The sequence below is a fragment of the Nocardia sp. XZ_19_369 genome (genome assembly GCF_015355715.1).
GTDB lineage: Bacteria > Actinomycetota > Actinomycetes > Mycobacteriales > Mycobacteriaceae > Nocardia.
The window spans coordinates 1,017,476-1,034,353 of sequence record NZ_JACVED010000001.1 but is presented as its reverse complement, the minus strand read 5'-3'; the positions used below and the strand labels follow the sequence as shown (position 1 = coordinate 1,034,353).

The following is a 16,878-nucleotide window of genomic DNA, read 5'->3' as shown; positions in this document are numbered from 1 at the left end:
TGCGATGACGGACCCGGACGAGGTCGACCCGGATCGGCTGATCCGGGCGGCCGGTGATTGCGCGCTACTCATCACCCCGTCCCGGCACGACGACGTGGTGAAACTCGCTGCGGCCCTACGTGCCCGCCCGCTGGATGGGGTCTGCGACGTCCTGCCCGCCGCGGAAACCGTTCTGGTGACGCTGCTTTCGCCGGAGTACGCCGACTCCGTCCGTCAGCAGCTCACTGTGTTGCTGCGCGCGTTGCGACAGCCTGCGGCAGAGCAGGATTCGGACATTGTTTCCCGTGGAACACTGTCGGACAACGATTCTCCGGACCACCCACTGGTCATCCCGGTGCGCTACGACGGCGCCGATCTCGCCGAGGTCGCGCGGCTGCTCGGGATCGGCGAAGCCGAGGTGGTCGCCGCGCATACCGGGACGGTCTGGCAGTGCGCGTTCGTCGGATTCGCCCCGGGCTTCGGCTATCTGGAGTCACCCGACGGCCGGCTGACAGTGCCGCGGCGCCCGCAGGCCCGCACCACCATCCCGGCCGGCGCGGTCGCGCTGGCCGGTGGGTACACGGCGGTGTATCCGCGCAGCACGCCCGGCGGCTGGCACCTCATCGGCACCACCGACCTGCGCATGTGGGATGTGGACCGCGAGACGCCCTCGCTGATCCACGCGGGTGGCTTCGTCCGGTTCGTCGAGCAGCAGGGCTCGGCCGAGCTCAGTTCGGCGAATCCAGCTGGGCGTGCATGAGATACACGTTGTAGCTGTCCCAGGACGACAGGGTGAAATATACGTCCGTGCCGGTCGACCAGGGATGTATGAAGCCGCCGTACGACTTCGGATAGTCAGCGGTGGAGACGAGCTGCACCGGCTCGGTCCAGCTGCCCTGCGGTTCGGCGGCATTGCGCAGCACGATCGCATTGCGGCCGGAGTCGAGATACACCATCTGCCACTGCGCGTTGTCCCGGTCGTAGCGCACCGACAACTCGCTGGCCAGGCCGAGAAACAGTGGGGTGGCCTGGTTTTCCGCCGCGGGCGCCCAGCTGCCGTTCACCCAGTATTGGTAGGCCGACTTGTTGAGCACCTCGGCTTTCGGCACCCGGGCCAGCCCGACCACCCCGAGGCGGCCATTGGGCGTGCCGAACATGTAGACATGGTCACCGTGCGGCACCATCGCCGCGACCTGGAAGCGGCCGACACCGAAGACGTTGTCCCACTTGGCGTGCTGATCCTTGGTCCAGGTGCGGCCGTTGTCGTCGGAGTAGGCCAGGCCGCCGTAATTGTTCGCCCACATGCCGGGGATGCGACTCCACCGATTCACCGACATGTAGCTCAGGTACTGCCTTCCGTCGAGGGCGAATCCGGAGGTCGGAATGGTGGTGGTCTCCCAGTTCTTGAGTTTGCGGCTGCTCAGGATCTCGGCGGCGTGGCAGTGGCTGTCCTGCACCATGCTGTCCAGCGAAAGGCCGTCGGACAGTTCGCGATCGGTGCTGTAACCCAGGACGTTGCTGCGCCAGTCCTGGTGGTCCTCCCCCGCGCCGCCGACCTGCCAGCCTTCGCCGAAGGTGTCGCCGAACGCGACGGCGACCTCACCCGGCTTGGTCTCCCACATCACGCCGAGATCGGTGCCGTCCACCTGCCAGCGCAGATCGGTGCGGTTCGGCGAGCCGTGCCCGGTCATCTGACCCGTCAGCTCCACCGATGCGACGCGCGGCTCGGCCACCGCCGGGGCGAGCGGGCCGGGCTCGGCGGGGTGCACCACCGGCGCCGGCGCGGGCTGCGGTGCGTCGCCGGTGCCGCCGGGCACCGGTATCGGGATGGGTTCGATCTCGGGTTCGATCTCGATGCGCGGCACCCTGATCGGGTCGCCGGCCGCGTTCGGGCGGGCGCCGGTGTCCGGGACCGGGCTCGGATCAGGATCCACCTCAGGCGGTTTCGAGATGTCGCGTATTTCGGGGCACGGGTTCTGGCATGGATCGGCGGGCAGCGGACCGGCGTCGATCCTTGTGTTGTCCTGGGCCGGCCCGGGCACTGTGACCGGGGTGAGTTGCGGGACCGGCACCGGAATGACGATCCGGTCCGGCAGGGCGGGCTCGAGATCGAGTTTGCGTGGATCGAAACCGACCTCACCGCAACTGTTCACCGGTGGCGGCTCCCACGGAAACGGCGTCGCGTGCGCGATCGGTCCGGGCATGGTCAGCAACCCGCCGAGGACAATGCCGAAGAGGGTGGGCGCACTCGCGGATTTGCCGCCGAATTGATTCGTCACGGTCGCCGGGCCTGCTATTCGGCGATCGGGGTATGTGGAGACAGCCGGGTTCCGCACCCGTCTAGCAGGTTTCGCGGATCCTCGAGATTCTGCGCCGGAAATCCCATGTCTGGCTGACTCCTGTCGAATCGGGCCGAAGCGAAAGAAAACCTACCGGAATCATCTGCGCGAAATAGGGAACCGAATGTCGGTCGCGCGCGTCCAAACAGATATGAACGAGATCGAGTACGTGTTCGGCACGGGCGACGGCCCGGTACACGTCTGGTCCAGCGAAGCCGATCTGGAACTGGCCCGCTCGGGCACGGCCGACGCGGTGCAATTGGACTTCGACGGTGACGGTCTCGCCGACGACGCCCTGTGGGACACCGCCGGATCCGGCATCGCCGACGTGGCGGCCCTCGATCTGGACGACGACGGCGTCCTCGACCACTTCTATACCGACCCGGCCGGCCTCGGCACCTGGAATCACCACATCACCGGCAGCACGGCCGACGCTGTCAGCGAACCGCTGGACTGGATCGTGCGCACCGATCATGTCGATGCCAAGCAGCATGCCGTCCCGACCGACACCGGTGCTAGACAGCCGGATCGGCTATCCGAGCCGCCGGGCTTCGCCGACGAACAGCTACCGCGAACCGATCAGCCCGCCGCGACGATGGACGAGGATCGCCCAGCCACAACGACGGACGAGCTACCGGGAATCGATCAGCCTGCAACGACGGCAGACGACCTACCGCCGCAAGACAATCCGGTCGACCTACCCGACTACTTCGTCCAGCGAATGAATCCCACCGGCCGCCACCTCGACGACGATCCGACCATTACTTGACTTCACCAATATTCTTCGGCCGCCGCCGCGCATTGATGGCGATGGCGGCAATACCCGCGCAATAGATTCCGGCACCCGTCAGAATCACCGGCAACGACCGCCCGTCGTCCGGAACAACCAGTGCCGCAGCGGCAATCGCCACGATGAACGCGATATTGAACACCGTGTCCTGCAACGCGAATACCTGCCCACGGCGCGCATCGTCGATATCAATCTGCATGACCGCGTCCCCGGTCAGTTTGATCGTCTGCCCCGCCAGCCCGAGCAGGAACGCCCCGACCAGCAACAGCTGATGTGCGCGCGGCACCGCCGAGCCCGCCTCGGCGAGTGCGATCGGGGTGACGAGTGTCAGCTGCACCATCGTCGCCGTCACCAGCCCGGCCACCACCGTCTTCGACCGTCCGAGTCGCGGAATCAACAGCGGCGCAACGACGGCCGCCACCAGCATGCCCGCGGCGATCGCGGCGATGGCCACGCCGAACCCGAGCAGCCCGCTGTCCAACGCCGAACCTTCGGCAGGCGCCTGCCGTAGCACGAGCACCATGATCAGGGTATTGATGCCGAACACGATCCGGTGCGTGCCGATACCCAGCATCGCGGTGGTCACCTGCACCGACTCCCACACCGCCGTCGCACCGGTGCGCAATCCGGTGGCGATGGCGTGCACCGTGCTCCCGCTCTCCGCCGTGTCCGCATCCGGCCCGAGTACCCGAGGCGCGAACCCGGCCGCCAGCAGCGCGCTGACCACCGGCCCGACACTGCTCACCGCGACCGCCATCGCCGAGGCGAAGTCGCCGGCGCCGATCAGCCCGATCACCGCCACCGAGGTGGCTGCCCCGACCCCGGCACAGCCCGAGGCCACCGTGGCGAGCACCGAATTCATCGGGACCAGCCAGTGCTGGTCGAGCACCCTCGGCAACGCCGCCGACACCCCGGACAATACGAACCGGCTGATCCCCACCACCGCCAACGCCAGCAACAGCAGCGGCGTCTCCCCGACGCCCGCCAGCAACCCAACGCACACCAGCGCGATCAACGCCGCCCGCGCCACATTCGCCACCAGCAGCACGGCGCGCCGATCCCACCGATCCAGCAGCGCCCCCGCATACGGCCCGATCAGCGAGTACGGCAACAACAGCACCGCGAAACCGGCGGCGATGGCCAGCGGATCGGTCTGCCGCTCGGGATTGAACAGAATCGCCCCCGACAGCGCCGCCTGGAACATGCCGTCGCCGAACTGACCCGTGAATCGCACGAGGGCCAGGCGCAACACCCCTGGGCTTTCCCGCAGCGCGGTCCACAGCGGCTGCGGCCGCTCGTCCGAATTAATGGAGCTCTCCGAGCGACCAGTGGTGGACACGCGGTGAGGCTACTGGTTTCGGGGTGATCACGCCGAATCAGTGCGAGTCGGCGACCAGCGCGCTGACCGCCTCCCGCATGTCCGGTGCCATCGGCAGCCGGTCGAGGGCGTCGGCGTCGATCCAGGCGAACGCGTCGTGTTCACCGGGTTCCAGGGCCACCTCGCCCGGCTCGACGTCCACCACGAAGCTGTACTTGCGCACCCTGGCCTTGGTCCGGGTGGCGTAGTCGATGCCGCCGAGGAAGTCGGTGATGCGGCGCACCCGCAGGCCGGTTTCCTCGAACAGCTCACGAGCCACGCATTCGGCGAACGTTTCGCCGGATTCGACTCCGCCGCCAGGTAGTTCGTACATGCCGCCGTGATAGTCGTCCGGGACCCGGCGCACCACCAGAAGTTTGCGGTCACGGAACACCGCGACGCCGACGACGAAATGGGCGATGCCGTCGCGGCGGGCCTCGCTGCGAAGTTGTCGCTCGATGCGCGTGAGCGTCTCGGGTCGCATCTCGTCGTCACCTCCGGTTGCGTTGCGGCGCATCGTGTTACGAATCACGCATGAGTGTGGCACCGGCCGATGTCCGGCCCATCGGCGAGGTCACCTACCGGTTCGGCGGACCGGTCGGTTCTGCTCGCCTGACGTTCACCCGCTGGTCGCTCGCGTAAAATGCCGAGTGCAGGACAATTTACTAGGAATGTGGAGTACCGCCACGGATGTGCTCCTACCCTGAAAGGTGATCGGTGCACGGTCCCGAGAGGAGGACCATGATGTCCACACTCACGCCTGCGCCTCGCTGGCGCTCGGCTTCGGCGTGCGCGCCGCACACTGCGACATGATTCCCTCACTTCGTTCGCTCATGACACCACACATCGACGTCCACAGAGCAGGCGACCGCATGAAGACACGGGTTTCCTGGCTGGATTCGAAGCATTCGTTCTCATTCGGGGAGCACTACGATCCCGAGAACACCCACCACGGCCTGCTGCTCGTCAACAACGAGGATGTGGTGTCCCCCGGGCAGGGTTTCGACACGCATCCGCACCGGGACATGGAGATCGTGACCTGGGTGCTCGGCGGCAGCCTGGTGCATCAGGACTCGCTCGGCCACAGCGGCATCATCTATCCGGGTTTGGCCCAGCGGATGAGCGCGGGCACCGGCATCCTGCACTCGGAGAAGAACGACGCGTGGCGCATCGACGGCGCCGAGCACGATCAACCGGTGCATTTCGTGCAGATGTGGGTGGTTCCCGACGAGCCCGGCCTGACGCCCGGCTATCAGCAGCTCGAGATCGATGCCGCGCTGGCGGCGGGTGGCCTGGTCACCGTGGCGGCCGGCCTGCCGCGCTATCGCGATCGCACCGCCATCGCCATCAACAGCAGCCACGCGGCGTTCCACGTGGCCAGGATGACCGGCGAGCCGGACCTCGCCATCGATCTGCCGGACGCCCCCTACCTGCACGTCTTCGTCGCTCGCGGCGAGGTGGAGATGGAGGGCGTCGGCACCCTGGACGAGGGCGACGCGGTCCGGCTGACCAGGAGCGGTGGCCAACGGGTGATCGCGCACCGGCCGTCGGAGATCCTGGTGTGGGAGATGCACGCGCGGTTGGGCGCCCAGTAGACCGGTCGCCGAATTCGGCGTGGTGACCCGCGCGCCTACGGAGCGGACTCCGTCGGGCTGCGACAAAATGGGCATACCTCGCATTAACATCCGCTCGTAGCGCATGCGATCAGTAGGCGATCCTCGCGTACCCACCGGACACCTGGTCCGGACCGAGCGGCGCGAGGCACCGACGGAGAGGAAATCCATGTCGCAATACCCGCCTCCCGGCCAGTACCCCCCGCCTCCCGGGTACCCGCCGCCACCCGGCCAGCAACCCGGGCAGCCCGCGTACTGGCAGGAGTCGCCGAAGGGTAAGGGCCTGGCGATCACCGCGCTGGTGCTCGGCATCCTCGCGTTGCTCAGCTTCTGGACGCTGGTGGGCGGCTACCTGTTCGGCGCCTTCGCCGTCATCTTCGGTGTGGTCGCTCTGGTGAAGACGCGGTCGGGTCGGGCGGGCGGCACGGGGATGGCGATCACCGGTCTGGTCCTGGGTGCGCTCGGCTTGATCGGCGCCATCGTGGTCACCGTCGTCGGCTACAGCTTCTTCGTCAACAGCGGCGGCAAGGACTTCGTCGACTGCGTGAACAAGGCGGGCGGCGACCAGTCCAAGATCGACGCGTGCGAGAGCGAATGGAACCAGCGGCTCGAGGACAAGTTCAGCGTCACGCTGACCCCGCCGCCCGTCCCCACGCCGCGCTGACGCTTACCCGCCGCTGATCGCCGCGCAGGCCCGGGTCGCGGCCAGGACGTCGCCGAGCTCGCGGCGAAAGTCGCGCTCCGGCTCGGCGATCCATTTGCGGTAGCCGGTGCCCTCGTCGGTGGGCGAGGGCAGCACGATGTGGCTGCCGGGCAGCGCGACCGCGGCGCAGACCCGGAACAGGTCGGCGAACAGTTCGGTGTCCAGATACGAGTTGTCGGTCGGGCCGGTCAGGAAGGTCCACCGGTCCGAGCGCGGATGCGCGATGATCGGGCCGGGCCGGTCCTCAGGGGTGCTCGCGGTCAGGCGGGCCCGCACCCGGCGGCCCAGTGCGGCGGGCATGACCACCGCACCAACCGCGCCTACTTCCAACATGATTCGGCCGAGCGCGGGGTCGACGACGCCGTAGAGGCCGTGGTCCTTGCGGTAGCTGCGACAGCGGGCGATGGCGTCCTGCATCGTCGCGTAGTCGGAGGACGCCGGATAACTGCCTGCTTCAATGCGGGACAAACTCATGACGAACCTCGCCTCGATGCGGGTGGATCGCGTGAACTGGGTGAGAATCGACCGCTGAGCCCAGACCCTAATGCTGCGCAAGTGGGTTGACAATAGTCACACGCCGTTGCCCGGGTCGTGCGGCGGTACGATCGCCTGTCATGGCACCCGTCTCGCCCGCCGTTGCCCGTTGGGAACTGGTGCTGCGGCTGCGGGAGCTGCGCGAACAGCGCGGCTTCGACTCCGCGGGCTTCGCCAAGCTGGTCGGCTTCACCCCGGCCAACTGGTCGCACGTGGAAAAGGGCCGCCGCGTGCTCACCACCAACACCATCGGCCCGGTGCTCGAGCTGCTCGAGGTGGAGGCCGAGGAGCGCGCGGAGCTGCTCGCCCTGCTGGACGCCAGTAAGCAGCGCGGTTGGTGGACCAAGTCGTCCGCGCTGATCGGCCCCGAGTTACAGCGCTTGTACGGCATGGAATACGGCGCGCAGAGCATCCGCAGCTACGACAGCCTGGTGGTGCCGGGATTGTTGCAGACCGAGGCCTACGCCAGGGCGCTGATCAGTGCCGATGTGATGATCCGGCCGGTCCAGGTCGAGCAGCTGGTCGCCATCCGGATGCGCAGACAGGAGCGACTGCGCGGCAGCGAACCGGTCGAGCTGACCGCGGTGATCGGCGAGGGCACGCTGCTGCAACAGACCGGCGGACCCGACGTGCTGCGCGGGCAGCTGATCCACCTGGCCGAGCTGATCGACGAACTCGACACCGTCGAGGTGCGGGTCATCCCGTTCGCGGCCACCGCGGGTGCGGTACTCGGCGGGTCGAGCTTCCATCTGATCGACTTCGCCGGCGAGCAGCTGCCGACCTTCGGCTGGGCGGAGAGCGCCGTCTTCGGCGGGGCGGTCGACGACCCGGAACTGGTCCGCGATCTGAGCTTCGCCTACGTGCGCGCACAGGAACAATCGCTGCCGCATGACGAGTCATCGACCCTGATCAGGACGTATGCCCAGATGTAAAATCCTGCCATGGCCCCCACCGTTACTCCCCGGTCGGTTTTCACTGACTGGTTCCGGTCGACTCGATCGAACAACGGCAATCAATGTGTCGAGGTCCGCTTCGACGGTGACGCGGTGCTCATCCGTGACAGCAAGTACCGCCGCGATCCGGCCCACCGCCCCGCCGACGAGCCCATCATCACCGTCACCGCGCACGAATGGTTCGTATTCCTCGCGGCCCTCCGCACGGCGCACCGATCGCCCGGTGCGCTGACCGCGTCCACTGCCGCCGACGGGCACACCACGCTCCGGCACAGCACGACCGTGCTGCGCTACACCCCGCAAGAGTGGGATGCCTTCCTGCTCGGCGTGCGCGACGGCGAGTTCGACCGCACCGCACTCGCCGTCTGAACGGCCACCGACCTCCCCGAACACCTGACCGTCATCCCCGGTCGTCCGCAGCACGGGCCGACATCGCGCACGGTCGGCATACTGGAGATCGTGACTTCCGAGCTGACCAGTCCTTCCGGTATCGATCTGTCCTATCTCGACCAGGGCGTGCGGGTGCAGGACGACCTGTTCGCACATGTCAACGGCAAATGGCTGGCCGACTACGAGATACCGGCCGATCGCGCGGTGGACGGCGCTCTGCGCACCCTGTACGACCAGGCTGAGCGCGACGTCCAGGTGATCATCCAGAACGCGGCCGCCGAGCAGGCGGAGCCGGGTACCGATGCCCGCAAGATCGGCGACCTGTTCACCAGCTTCATGGACACCGAGACGGTGGCCGCGGCCGGCCTCGCGCCGATCTCGGCGGAGCTCGGCGCCATCCACGAGGTCGCCGACCGGAGCGCGTTCGCTGCGCTGCTCGGCACGTTGCAGCGGACCGGCGTCGGCGGGGCGATCGGCTTCTACGTCGACACCGACGACAAGAACTCCACCCGCTATATCGTGCACGCCACCCAGTCCGGCCTCGGCCTGCCCGACGAGTCGTACTACCGCCAGGACGAATCCGCCGAGATCCGCACGGAGTACATCGCGCATATCGGCCGCGTGTTCGCGCTGGCGGCCGCCGATCCCCGCACCGCCGCGCTGCTGCCGCAGGAGCTGGACACGGTCGGGCAGCGGGTGTTCGAGCTGGAGCGCAAGCTCGCCGCCGGGCACTGGGACGTGGTCCGCCGCCGCGACGCCGAGCTCAGCTACAACCTGACCACCTTCGACGCGCTGGTCGCCGACTACCCCGCATTCGATTGGGCGGCATGGACTTCGGCGCTCGCCGCGAACGTCGACCGGCCCGGTCCCGAGTTGTTCGCCGAAGTCGTTGTGCGCCAGCCGGATTACCTGCGTACCTTCGCCGAGGTGTGGTCGGCGGAGTCGCTGGCCGACTGGCAGGCCTGGGCCGCCTGGCGCCTGCTCCGTTCGCGCGCACCGTATCTCACCGATGCCGTGATCGAGGAGAACTTCGGTTTCTACGGCCGCACGCTCACCGGCGCCCAGGAGAATCGGGAACGCTGGAAGCGCGGGGTCTCCCTGGTGCAGGACCTGCTCGGCGAGGCGGTCGGCAAACTGTATGTGGCCGAACGTTTCCCGCCCGAGGCCAAGGCCAAGATGATCGAACTGGTCGGCAACCTGCAGGAGGCCTACCGCCGCAATATCGCCGAGCTGGACTGGATGGGGCCCGATACCAGGGCGGCGGCGCTGGCCAAGCTGGAGAAATTCACCCCGAAGATCGGCTACCCGGACAAGTGGCGCGACTATTCGGACGTGCTGATCGACCCCGCTGACCTGGTCGGCAATTACCGCAACGGTTATGCCGCCGCGCACGACCGCGACCTGCGAAAGCTAGGCGGCCCGGTCGATCACGACGAATGGTTCATGACCCCGCAGACCGTGAATGCCTACTACAACCCGGGCATGAACGAAATCGTCTTCCCCGCCGCGATTCTGCAGCCGCCGATGTTCGACATGAACGCCGACGACGCCGCCAATTACGGCGGCATCGGCGCGGTGATCGGCCACGAGATCGGTCATGGTTTCGATGATCAGGGCGCCAAATACGACGGCGACGGCAACATGGTCGACTGGTGGACCGATGACGACCGCACCGAATTCGGCAAGCGCACCAAGGCTTTGATCGACCAGTACAACGTGCTCTCGCCGAAGGACCTGCCCGACGAGCACACCGTCAACGGTGAATTCACCATCGGTGAGAACATCGGCGACCTCGGCGGCCTGTCCATCGCCCTGCAGGCCTACCGGATCTCCCTGGACGGCGCCGAGGCCCCGGAGATCGACGGCCTCACCGGTCTGCAACGCGTCTTCTTCGGCTGGGCGCAGGTCTGGCGCACCAAGGCTCGTCCCGAGGAGGCCATCCGCAGGCTCACCGTCGACCCGCACTCGCCGCCGGAATTCCGCTGCAACGCGGTCGTCCGCAATATCGACAGCTTCCACGAAGCCTTCGAGGTGCACCCCGGCGACGCCCTTTATCTGGATCCGGCGCAGCGCGTCAAGATCTGGTAGCCGCGCCATTCTGCGTCTAATTGCCGCCAGAGCAGCGACTTTTCGGCTATGGATCCGTACTGTCGGCCGTGCACCGGAGGACGGCGGGCTCCCGCTTATACGGTCGACAAAGGGAGAGCTCATGGCGAGCGATATGTTCTACAGCGGGCCGGATCTGGCGACGCTGCACCGCGAGTACGCCGCCGAGGGCCGCATCGATGATGCCGCGCCGATCCACAGTTCGCACGAGATCGTGATCGAGGCGCCCGCGGCGCGGGTGTGGGCCGTGCTCGCCGATGTACGGAATTGGCCGAGTTGGTATCCGGGCTTCGAACTGAAATCGCTGAGCGAAGTGCGCCCGGGTGGGACGTTTCAGTGGAAACTCGGCAGCGGCGCGGTGAGCTCCACGTTCGCCGTCGTCGCCGCGGACCGCGAACTGACCTGGTCCGGAAAGTCGTTGTGGATCAAGGCGATCGACCGGCATGTGCTCGAGCCGCTGGACGACACCCGGACCAAGGTGACCGTGGCCGAGTCGATGGGTGGGCTGCTGCTGCCGCTGTTCTACAGCAACGACAAGATACGCAAAGTGCAGGAGGTGCGGCTGAGCGCGCTGAAGGCCGCGGCCGAAAAGGGCTGAGGTTCAACGGGACCAGCCGCACCCGGCGAGCCGGGGCGCGCCGTCAGCGCAGGCGTTCCTCGGTTTCCGCGTCGAAGAAGAACACATCGTCCAGCTTGGCCCGCAGCCGCAACTGATCGCCGAGCGCCACCTGGAACCGGCGGTCCACCCGGGCAACCACCTTGCCGGAGCGGCTGTTCCAGTCCGCGGCGATACCGTGGCTGTAGACGAACGACTCCGCGCCCAGCTCCTCGAGCAGTTCGGCGGCGACCGTGAGGCCCTCCTCGTCGGTGGTCACCTCCCACGACTCCGGGCGGATGCCGACCACCACCCGGCCGCCGGTTTTCGCGGTGCGCGGCAACGGGATACGCAGCTCGTCGAGGATCGCCGCGCCGTCGCGCACCGGTGCTTCCAGCAGGTTCATGCCTGGGGAACCGATGAACCCCGCGACGAAGGTGTTCACCGGGTTGTCGTACAGCTCGCGTGGTGCGGCGATCTGCTGCAGTTTGCCGTCGAGCAGCACCGCGACCCGGTCGCCCATGGTCATCGCCTCGACCTGATCGTGCGTGACGTACACCGTGGTGGTGCCGAGCCGCTTCTGCAGCGCGGCGATCTGCGACCGGGTGCTGACGCGCAGCTTCGCGTCCAGGTTGGACAGCGGCTCGTCCATGCAGAACACCTGCGGCCTGCGCACGATCGCCCGGCCCATCGCGACCCGTTGCCGTTGTCCGCCGGACAGTTTCGCCGGTTTGCGATCGAGCAGGTGCTCGAGTTCGAGCATCTTCGCCGCCTCCTGCACCCGGACCAGGGTGTCGGCCTTGTTCATGCCCGCGTTGCGCAAGGCGAAGCCCATGTTCTGCGCGACGGTCATGTTCGGGTACAGCGCGTAGCTCTGGAACACCATCGCCACATCCCGGGCGCGCGGCGGCAGCCCGGTGACGTCCTTGCCGCCGATCAGGATTCGGCCCGCCTCCACCGATTCCAGCCCGGCCAGCATGCGCAGGCTGGTCGACTTGCCGCAGCCCGAGGGGCCGACGAGCACGATGAACTCCCCATCGGCGATGTCGATCTCCAGGCTGTCGACGGCGGGTGTCGGCGCACCGGGATACAGGTGCGTCACACCGTCGAACTGCACTGTGGCCATGGGCGTCGATCTCCTCGTGTGAGCTCACGGTGGCGGCCACCCGGGGTGACCGCCACCGAGGTGCGGGTATTACTTGGGCAGCTTCGGCGTGATCTGCCGGTCGATGATGGCCTGCAGCTCGCGGGTGACATTGGCGAAAACCGTTGCTGGATCGGCGTTCTGCAAGCCGATCTGCTCCAGTCCGGTGCCGATGATCTTGTCGCCGCCCGGCACGAACACCCGGGCGTAGTCCTGCGACTTGGTCAGCGGCAGCTGATCGATGGCGACCTTGGCGTTCGGGTTCTTCGCGAGGAAGTCCTGCTCGCTCGGGTCGGTGATCGCCGACTTGCGCACCGGCATGTACCCGGTGGTCTGCGAGAAGTACGCCGTGTTCGCCGGATTGGTGATGAACTCGATGAACTTGAGCGCGTTCACCTTCCGCTCATCGGAGATGCGCGCCGGAATCGCCAGACCGGCGCCGCCGGTGGTGACGCCGGGCCCGTTGGGGTGCGGCAGGAACGCGGTGCCGAACTGCAACTTGCCTTCCGCGTTCTGCTTGATGCCCTTGAGGTCACCAGTGGAGGCGATGGTGGAGGCGATGACGCCGGTGCCGAAATCGACCGCGATCTGCGGCTTGATGCCCGCGTACTTCTTGGTGTGGATCATGTCGCGCAGGAACTGGCCCGCCGCGATGGTGCCGGGGTCGGTGAACTTCAGCTGCCATTCATCGGAGTAGGCGCCGCCGAAGGTCCAGTTCGGTCCCTGGAAGGTCCAGGCCAGGTAGTTTTCGGCGTTGCCCCAGCCGTGCGCGAGTTTGCCGTCGCCGACGACCGCCTGAATCTTCGGGCCCCACTCGTCGAACTCGGGCCAGCTGTTCGGACCACGGTCCGGCAGACCGGCTTTCGCCCAGACGTCCTTGTTGTAATAGAACAGCGGCGTCGAGCGGGAGTACGGCAGCGCGTAGTGCTTGCCGTTGAACAGGTAGTCCGCGGCCAGCGAGTCCACATAGTCGTCCAGCTTGACGCCTGCGTGCGCGAAGTGTCCGTCCAGCGGCTCGATGGAGCCGTTGAGGGCGTAGTTGAACCACCAGACATCGGACAGCACAACGACATCGGGCAGCTCGCCGCCGGAGAGGGCCGCGTTGAACTTCTGCGACACCTCCTCGTAGTTCTTGCCCGCGTCGATCAGGTTGACCTTCAGGTCGGGGAACTTCTCGTGGAAGCGCTTGATCAGCTCGGTTTCCTGGTCCTTCGAGCTGCCGGGGTGGTTGGACCAGAAGTTGATGGTGTTCGCGTCGCCGGACTGCTTGGCGCCACCGCCGGTGCCCGCGCAGGCGGTGAGCGCGGCGCCCGCGGCGACGGCGCCGGCCAGCCCGATGAATCCGCGCCGGGACAGCGCGGGGAACTGAGAAGTGGACACGTGATTTCTCCTGTATCTAACCCTTGACCGCACCCGAGGTGAGGCCTTTGATCATGTGGCGCTGCAGCAGCAGGAACACGATGAGAATCGGCAGCATGGTCAGCAACGTGCCCGACATCACCGGACCCCAGTTGGTGACGCTCGGGTTCTCGGTGTTCTGCAAGAGGGTCAGGCCGACCGGCAAAGTGGCCACCTCGGGACCGTCGGCCATCAGGAACGGCCAGAGGTATTCGTTCCACTCGTTGACCAGCGTGACTACCGCGAAGGCGACCATGGTCGGCCCGGACATCGGCAGCACCACCCTGGTGAGCAGCCGCCACCAGTTGGCGCCGTCCATCCTGGCCGCCTCGATCACTTCCGACGGCAGCGACAGGAAATGGTTGCGCATCAGGAATGTTCCGAACGCGACGCCGCAGAGCGGAACGATGATGCCGACCAGGGTATTTCGCCAGCCGAGCTGCGAGACCAGCGCGTAGTTGGAGATCACGGTGATCTGGTTGGGCACCATCAGCGCCGAGATGATCACCAGGAACACCACCGACTTGCCGGGGAACCGCAGGAACACCAGCCCGTACGCGCTGAACACGCCGAGCACGAACTTCACCGCGGACACGACCGCCGTGACGATCAGCGAGTTGCCGAAGAAGGTCCAGAACGGCAGCTTGGTGGTGGCGTCCCGATAGTTCTCCGGGTGCCAGCTGTTCGGCCAGTACACCGCGGGCTGCACGTAGATGTCCGGGCGCGCCTTGAACGAGGTGATCACGATCCAGAACAGCGGCACGCCGACGATGATCAGCACGCACACCATGGCGGCGTAGCCGAGCAGCAGCACCCCGCGCTGGCGACGTCGGTAGGAATCTGTCTCGGCGCCTGCGCTTTTCACTGTTCGTTCCGATCCATGACGCGAACCTGCACCAGCGTGACGACCAACAGCACCAGGAACATGATGGTGGCCACGGTCGCGCCGTAGCCGGCGCGGAAGTTACGGAAGGACTCTTCGTACACCTGGTAGACCATGGTGGTGGTGCCGGTGCCCAGCGGACCGCCGCGGGTCATCACGTTGATGATGTCGAAGACCTGCAACGAGTTCAGCAGCACCGTGATGGACAGGAAGAACGTGGTCGGCCGCAGCTGGGGCAGCAGGACCTTGGTGAACGTGGTCCACCGGCCCGCACCGTCCATCTCGGCGGCCTCCATCAGCTCGGCCCGAACCCCTTGCAGCGCGGCCAGATAGATGACGAAGCTGTAGCCGAGGTTCTTCCAGATGTAGGTCACCGTCACCATGAACAGCGCCCAGTTCGGGTTCTGGTAGAAGTCCGGCACGGTGGCCACGCCGAAGCGGTGCAGCACATCCTGGACCAGGCCGAAGCTCGGATCGAAGATGAACTGGAAGGCCACGCCGATGGCGGCGCCGGAGATCACGAACGGCGCGAAGATCGCCGAGCGGGCCACATTGCGGCCGAACAGCTTCCGGTCCAGCAGCAGGGCGAGCGCGAGGCCGAGCACCATGCTGCCGACCACGGCCGCCAGCGTGAAAACCACCGTGTTGCTGACGATCTCCCAGGAGTCCGAGCGACCCCACCACTCCCGGTAGTTCGCTACCCCGATGAAGGTGGCCACCGGGTCGGAGATGTTCCAGTCGTAGAACGAGAGCCGGATGTTGTCGATCAACGGCCGATAGACGAACAGCGTGAGCAGCGCGAGATTCGGCACCACGAGGATCAGGAACAGGACGTAGTCCTGCCAGGGCCGGTTCCGCAAACCGCGTCCGCGCGGTTGGGGGAGTACACGTTCCGGCTTCGCTCGCACGCCGCGCACTCTACGGACAGGAGCAAACAGTCGGTTAACGCTGTCCGGCGGGGCACTGAACTTCTCGAGCACGCGCCCAGTGAATCAAGAAGCCGAACATCACGATCAGCGATTCCGCCAATTGATCGTAATGTTCGGCTTCGTGACGTGTCTTCAGTTGTGCGGGAAGGGCTTAGTTCCAGTCGCCGGCGAGGCCGTCGCTGGTGCCGATCGAGCCACCCTTGGTGTTCTCGATGATGACCGGGTCACCCTTGCGCGTGTTCTCCATGAACCACTTGGCGTTCTCGGTGCTCACGTTGAGGCAGCCGTGGCTGACGTTGGAGTTGCCCTGCTGGCCGACCGACCACGGGGCCGCGTGCACGAAGATGCCGCTGTTGGAGATGCGGGTCGCGTACTCGACCTCGAGCTTGTAGCCCTCGGGGTCGGTGGTCGGCACACCGTAGGTGGACGAATCCATGATCATCTTGCGCAGCTGCTCGCCGACGATGTAGGTGCCGTTCGGGGTCTCGTGCTTGGTCTTGCCCATCGAGGTCGGCATGGTCTTCACCACCTCGCCGTTGCGGGTGATGGTGATGGTCTTGGTGTTGTCGTCGGCCGTGCTGACGAACGCGTCGCCGATCTTGAAGGAGCTGCGCGTGCCGCCCGCCTCGACCTGCACGTCGGTGTTGTCCGGCCAGAAGTCGTTCGGCCGCCAGCGCACCTGCTTGTCACCGCGCCAGTAGAAGTGGCCCGGTGCGTCCTTCGAGGAGGTGACCTTGATGAACTTCTCGGCGGCGGCCTGATCGGCCACCGGCTCCTTGAAGTTGATGATGATCGGCTGGGCCACCCCGACCACCTCGCCGTCGGCGATGTTGATCGACGGTGGCGCGAAGTTCGGCTGCTGTGGCGCCGGGTCCTGCGCGGAACCGGCCGAGCCGGAGCCGAGTCCGGGGAGCGGTTCAGCGTCGGCGGGCGCGACGAGCAGAACGCCCGCCGCGATCGTCGCGGACAACAGGGCGCCCGCCCGCAGCCTGCGGGTCAGCTGTCCTCCCCGGCGGTGGGCAGGTAGTGACCCGGTGTGCGAAGCGGCTTGCATAGGTTTCTCGTCCATTCCATCTCTCGGCGCACGCGCACAGGCGCACGCGTGTCTCGAGATCTCTCATCGGCGTGAAGCAGGCAGGGCTGCCCCACGGGTATTGACGGCCCG

The 16,878-nt window shown here is 66.7% G+C and carries 17 protein-coding genes; 8 read left to right on the top strand and 9 right to left on the bottom strand.

All coding sequences use genetic code 11. The annotated features are described in order from the left end of the window. The first annotated feature begins 4 nt into the window (after nt 1-4). Nucleotides 5-739 (top strand): allophanate hydrolase subunit 1, encoded by a 735-nt coding sequence (locus IBX18_RS04820; protein ID WP_194832472.1) that lies wholly within the window; start codon nt 5-7, stop codon nt 737-739. Here the strand turns inward: IBX18_RS04820 and IBX18_RS04815 are convergent. Continuing rightward, nucleotides 708-2,183 carry a DUF4185 domain-containing protein gene (locus IBX18_RS04815; protein WP_194832750.1) on the bottom strand — a complete coding sequence of 492 codons (1,476 nt, stop codon included), beginning with the start codon at nt 2,181-2,183 and terminating at the stop codon, nt 708-710. The genes IBX18_RS04820 and IBX18_RS04815 overlap by 32 nt on opposite strands. Before the next feature lie 286 nt (nt 2,184-2,469). On the opposite strand from IBX18_RS04815, the gene IBX18_RS04810 reads away from it, so the two are divergent. Continuing rightward, nucleotides 2,470-3,087, top strand: coding sequence for a hypothetical protein (locus tag IBX18_RS04810; protein WP_194832471.1), 618 nt, complete (start codon nt 2,470-2,472; stop codon nt 3,085-3,087). Here the strand turns inward: IBX18_RS04810 and IBX18_RS04805 are convergent. Together IBX18_RS04805 and IBX18_RS04800 are read right to left on the bottom strand one after the other, a co-directional pair. After that, a complete protein-coding gene (locus IBX18_RS04805) occupies nt 3,080-4,417 on the bottom strand; it encodes an MFS transporter (protein ID WP_373889167.1) in 1,338 nt (445 codons plus the stop codon). The two genes, IBX18_RS04810 and IBX18_RS04805, sit on opposite strands and share 8 nt — an antisense overlap. Before the next feature lie 67 nt (nt 4,418-4,484). Next, nucleotides 4,485-4,949, bottom strand: coding sequence for an NUDIX hydrolase (locus tag IBX18_RS04800; protein ID WP_107659871.1), 465 nt, complete (start codon nt 4,947-4,949; stop codon nt 4,485-4,487). Between the two features lie 325 nt (nt 4,950-5,274). On the opposite strand from IBX18_RS04800, the gene IBX18_RS04795 reads away from it, so the two are divergent. Beyond that, complete coding sequence (locus IBX18_RS04795) at nt 5,275-6,060, top strand: pirin-like bicupin family protein (RefSeq protein ID WP_194832748.1); 786 nt, start codon at nt 5,275-5,277, stop codon at nt 6,058-6,060. Nucleotides 6,061-6,247: 187 nt separating this feature from the next. Then, nucleotides 6,248-6,742, top strand: coding sequence for a DUF4190 domain-containing protein (locus IBX18_RS04790; RefSeq protein ID WP_135234148.1), 495 nt, complete (start codon nt 6,248-6,250; stop codon nt 6,740-6,742). 3 nt (nt 6,743-6,745) lie between these two features. Here IBX18_RS04790 and IBX18_RS04785 read toward each other — a convergent pair whose 3' ends face one another. Continuing rightward, nucleotides 6,746-7,255, bottom strand: coding sequence for a hypothetical protein (locus IBX18_RS04785; protein WP_194832470.1), 510 nt, complete (start codon nt 7,253-7,255; stop codon nt 6,746-6,748). A 140-nt stretch (nt 7,256-7,395) separates the two neighbouring features. On the opposite strand from IBX18_RS04785, the gene IBX18_RS04780 reads away from it, so the two are divergent. The 4 genes from IBX18_RS04780 to IBX18_RS04765 all read left to right on the top strand — a co-directional run bounded on the left by IBX18_RS04780 (nt 7,396) and on the right by IBX18_RS04765 (nt 11,362). Continuing rightward, nucleotides 7,396-8,247, top strand: coding sequence for a helix-turn-helix transcriptional regulator (locus IBX18_RS04780; protein WP_135234146.1), 852 nt, complete (start codon nt 7,396-7,398; stop codon nt 8,245-8,247). A 9-nt stretch (nt 8,248-8,256) separates the two neighbouring features. After that, nucleotides 8,257-8,637 carry a DUF397 domain-containing protein gene (locus IBX18_RS04775; protein WP_194832469.1) on the top strand — a complete coding sequence of 127 codons (381 nt, stop codon included), beginning with the start codon at nt 8,257-8,259 and terminating at the stop codon, nt 8,635-8,637. Between the two features lie 81 nt (nt 8,638-8,718). Then, complete coding sequence (locus tag IBX18_RS04770; protein WP_228540496.1) at nt 8,719-10,746, top strand: M13-type metalloendopeptidase; 2,028 nt, start codon at nt 8,719-8,721, stop codon at nt 10,744-10,746. Nucleotides 10,747-10,867: 121 nt separating this feature from the next. Continuing rightward, nucleotides 10,868-11,362 carry an SRPBCC family protein gene (locus IBX18_RS04765; RefSeq protein ID WP_194832467.1) on the top strand — a complete coding sequence of 165 codons (495 nt, stop codon included), beginning with the start codon at nt 10,868-10,870 and terminating at the stop codon, nt 11,360-11,362. Between the two features lie 43 nt (nt 11,363-11,405). Here IBX18_RS04765 and IBX18_RS04760 read toward each other — a convergent pair whose 3' ends face one another. The 5 genes from IBX18_RS04760 to IBX18_RS04740 form a co-directional block, all read right to left on the bottom strand. After that, nucleotides 11,406-12,485: an ABC transporter ATP-binding protein gene (locus IBX18_RS04760; protein ID WP_194832466.1), complete on the bottom strand. Its 1,080-nt coding sequence runs from the start codon at nt 12,483-12,485 to the stop codon at nt 11,406-11,408. 69 nt (nt 12,486-12,554) lie between these two features. Further along, nucleotides 12,555-13,883, bottom strand: coding sequence for an ABC transporter substrate-binding protein (locus IBX18_RS04755; protein WP_194832465.1), 1,329 nt, complete (start codon nt 13,881-13,883; stop codon nt 12,555-12,557). A gap of 16 nt (nt 13,884-13,899) precedes the next feature. Further along, the gene (locus tag IBX18_RS04750; protein ID WP_194832464.1) at nt 13,900-14,766 is read right to left on the bottom strand and encodes a carbohydrate ABC transporter permease; all 867 of its coding nucleotides are present in this window, start codon (nt 14,764-14,766) and stop codon (nt 13,900-13,902) included. Beyond that, nucleotides 14,763-15,692 (bottom strand): carbohydrate ABC transporter permease, encoded by a 930-nt coding sequence (locus IBX18_RS04745; protein WP_194832463.1) that lies wholly within the window; start codon nt 15,690-15,692, stop codon nt 14,763-14,765. Before IBX18_RS04745 ends, IBX18_RS04750 begins: the two co-directional genes overlap by 4 nt. Nucleotides 15,693-15,864: 172 nt before the next feature. Beyond that, the gene (locus IBX18_RS04740) at nt 15,865-16,767 is read right to left on the bottom strand and encodes a L,D-transpeptidase (RefSeq protein ID WP_194832462.1); all 903 of its coding nucleotides are present in this window, start codon (nt 16,765-16,767) and stop codon (nt 15,865-15,867) included. Between the last annotated feature and the right edge of the window lie 111 nt (nt 16,768-16,878).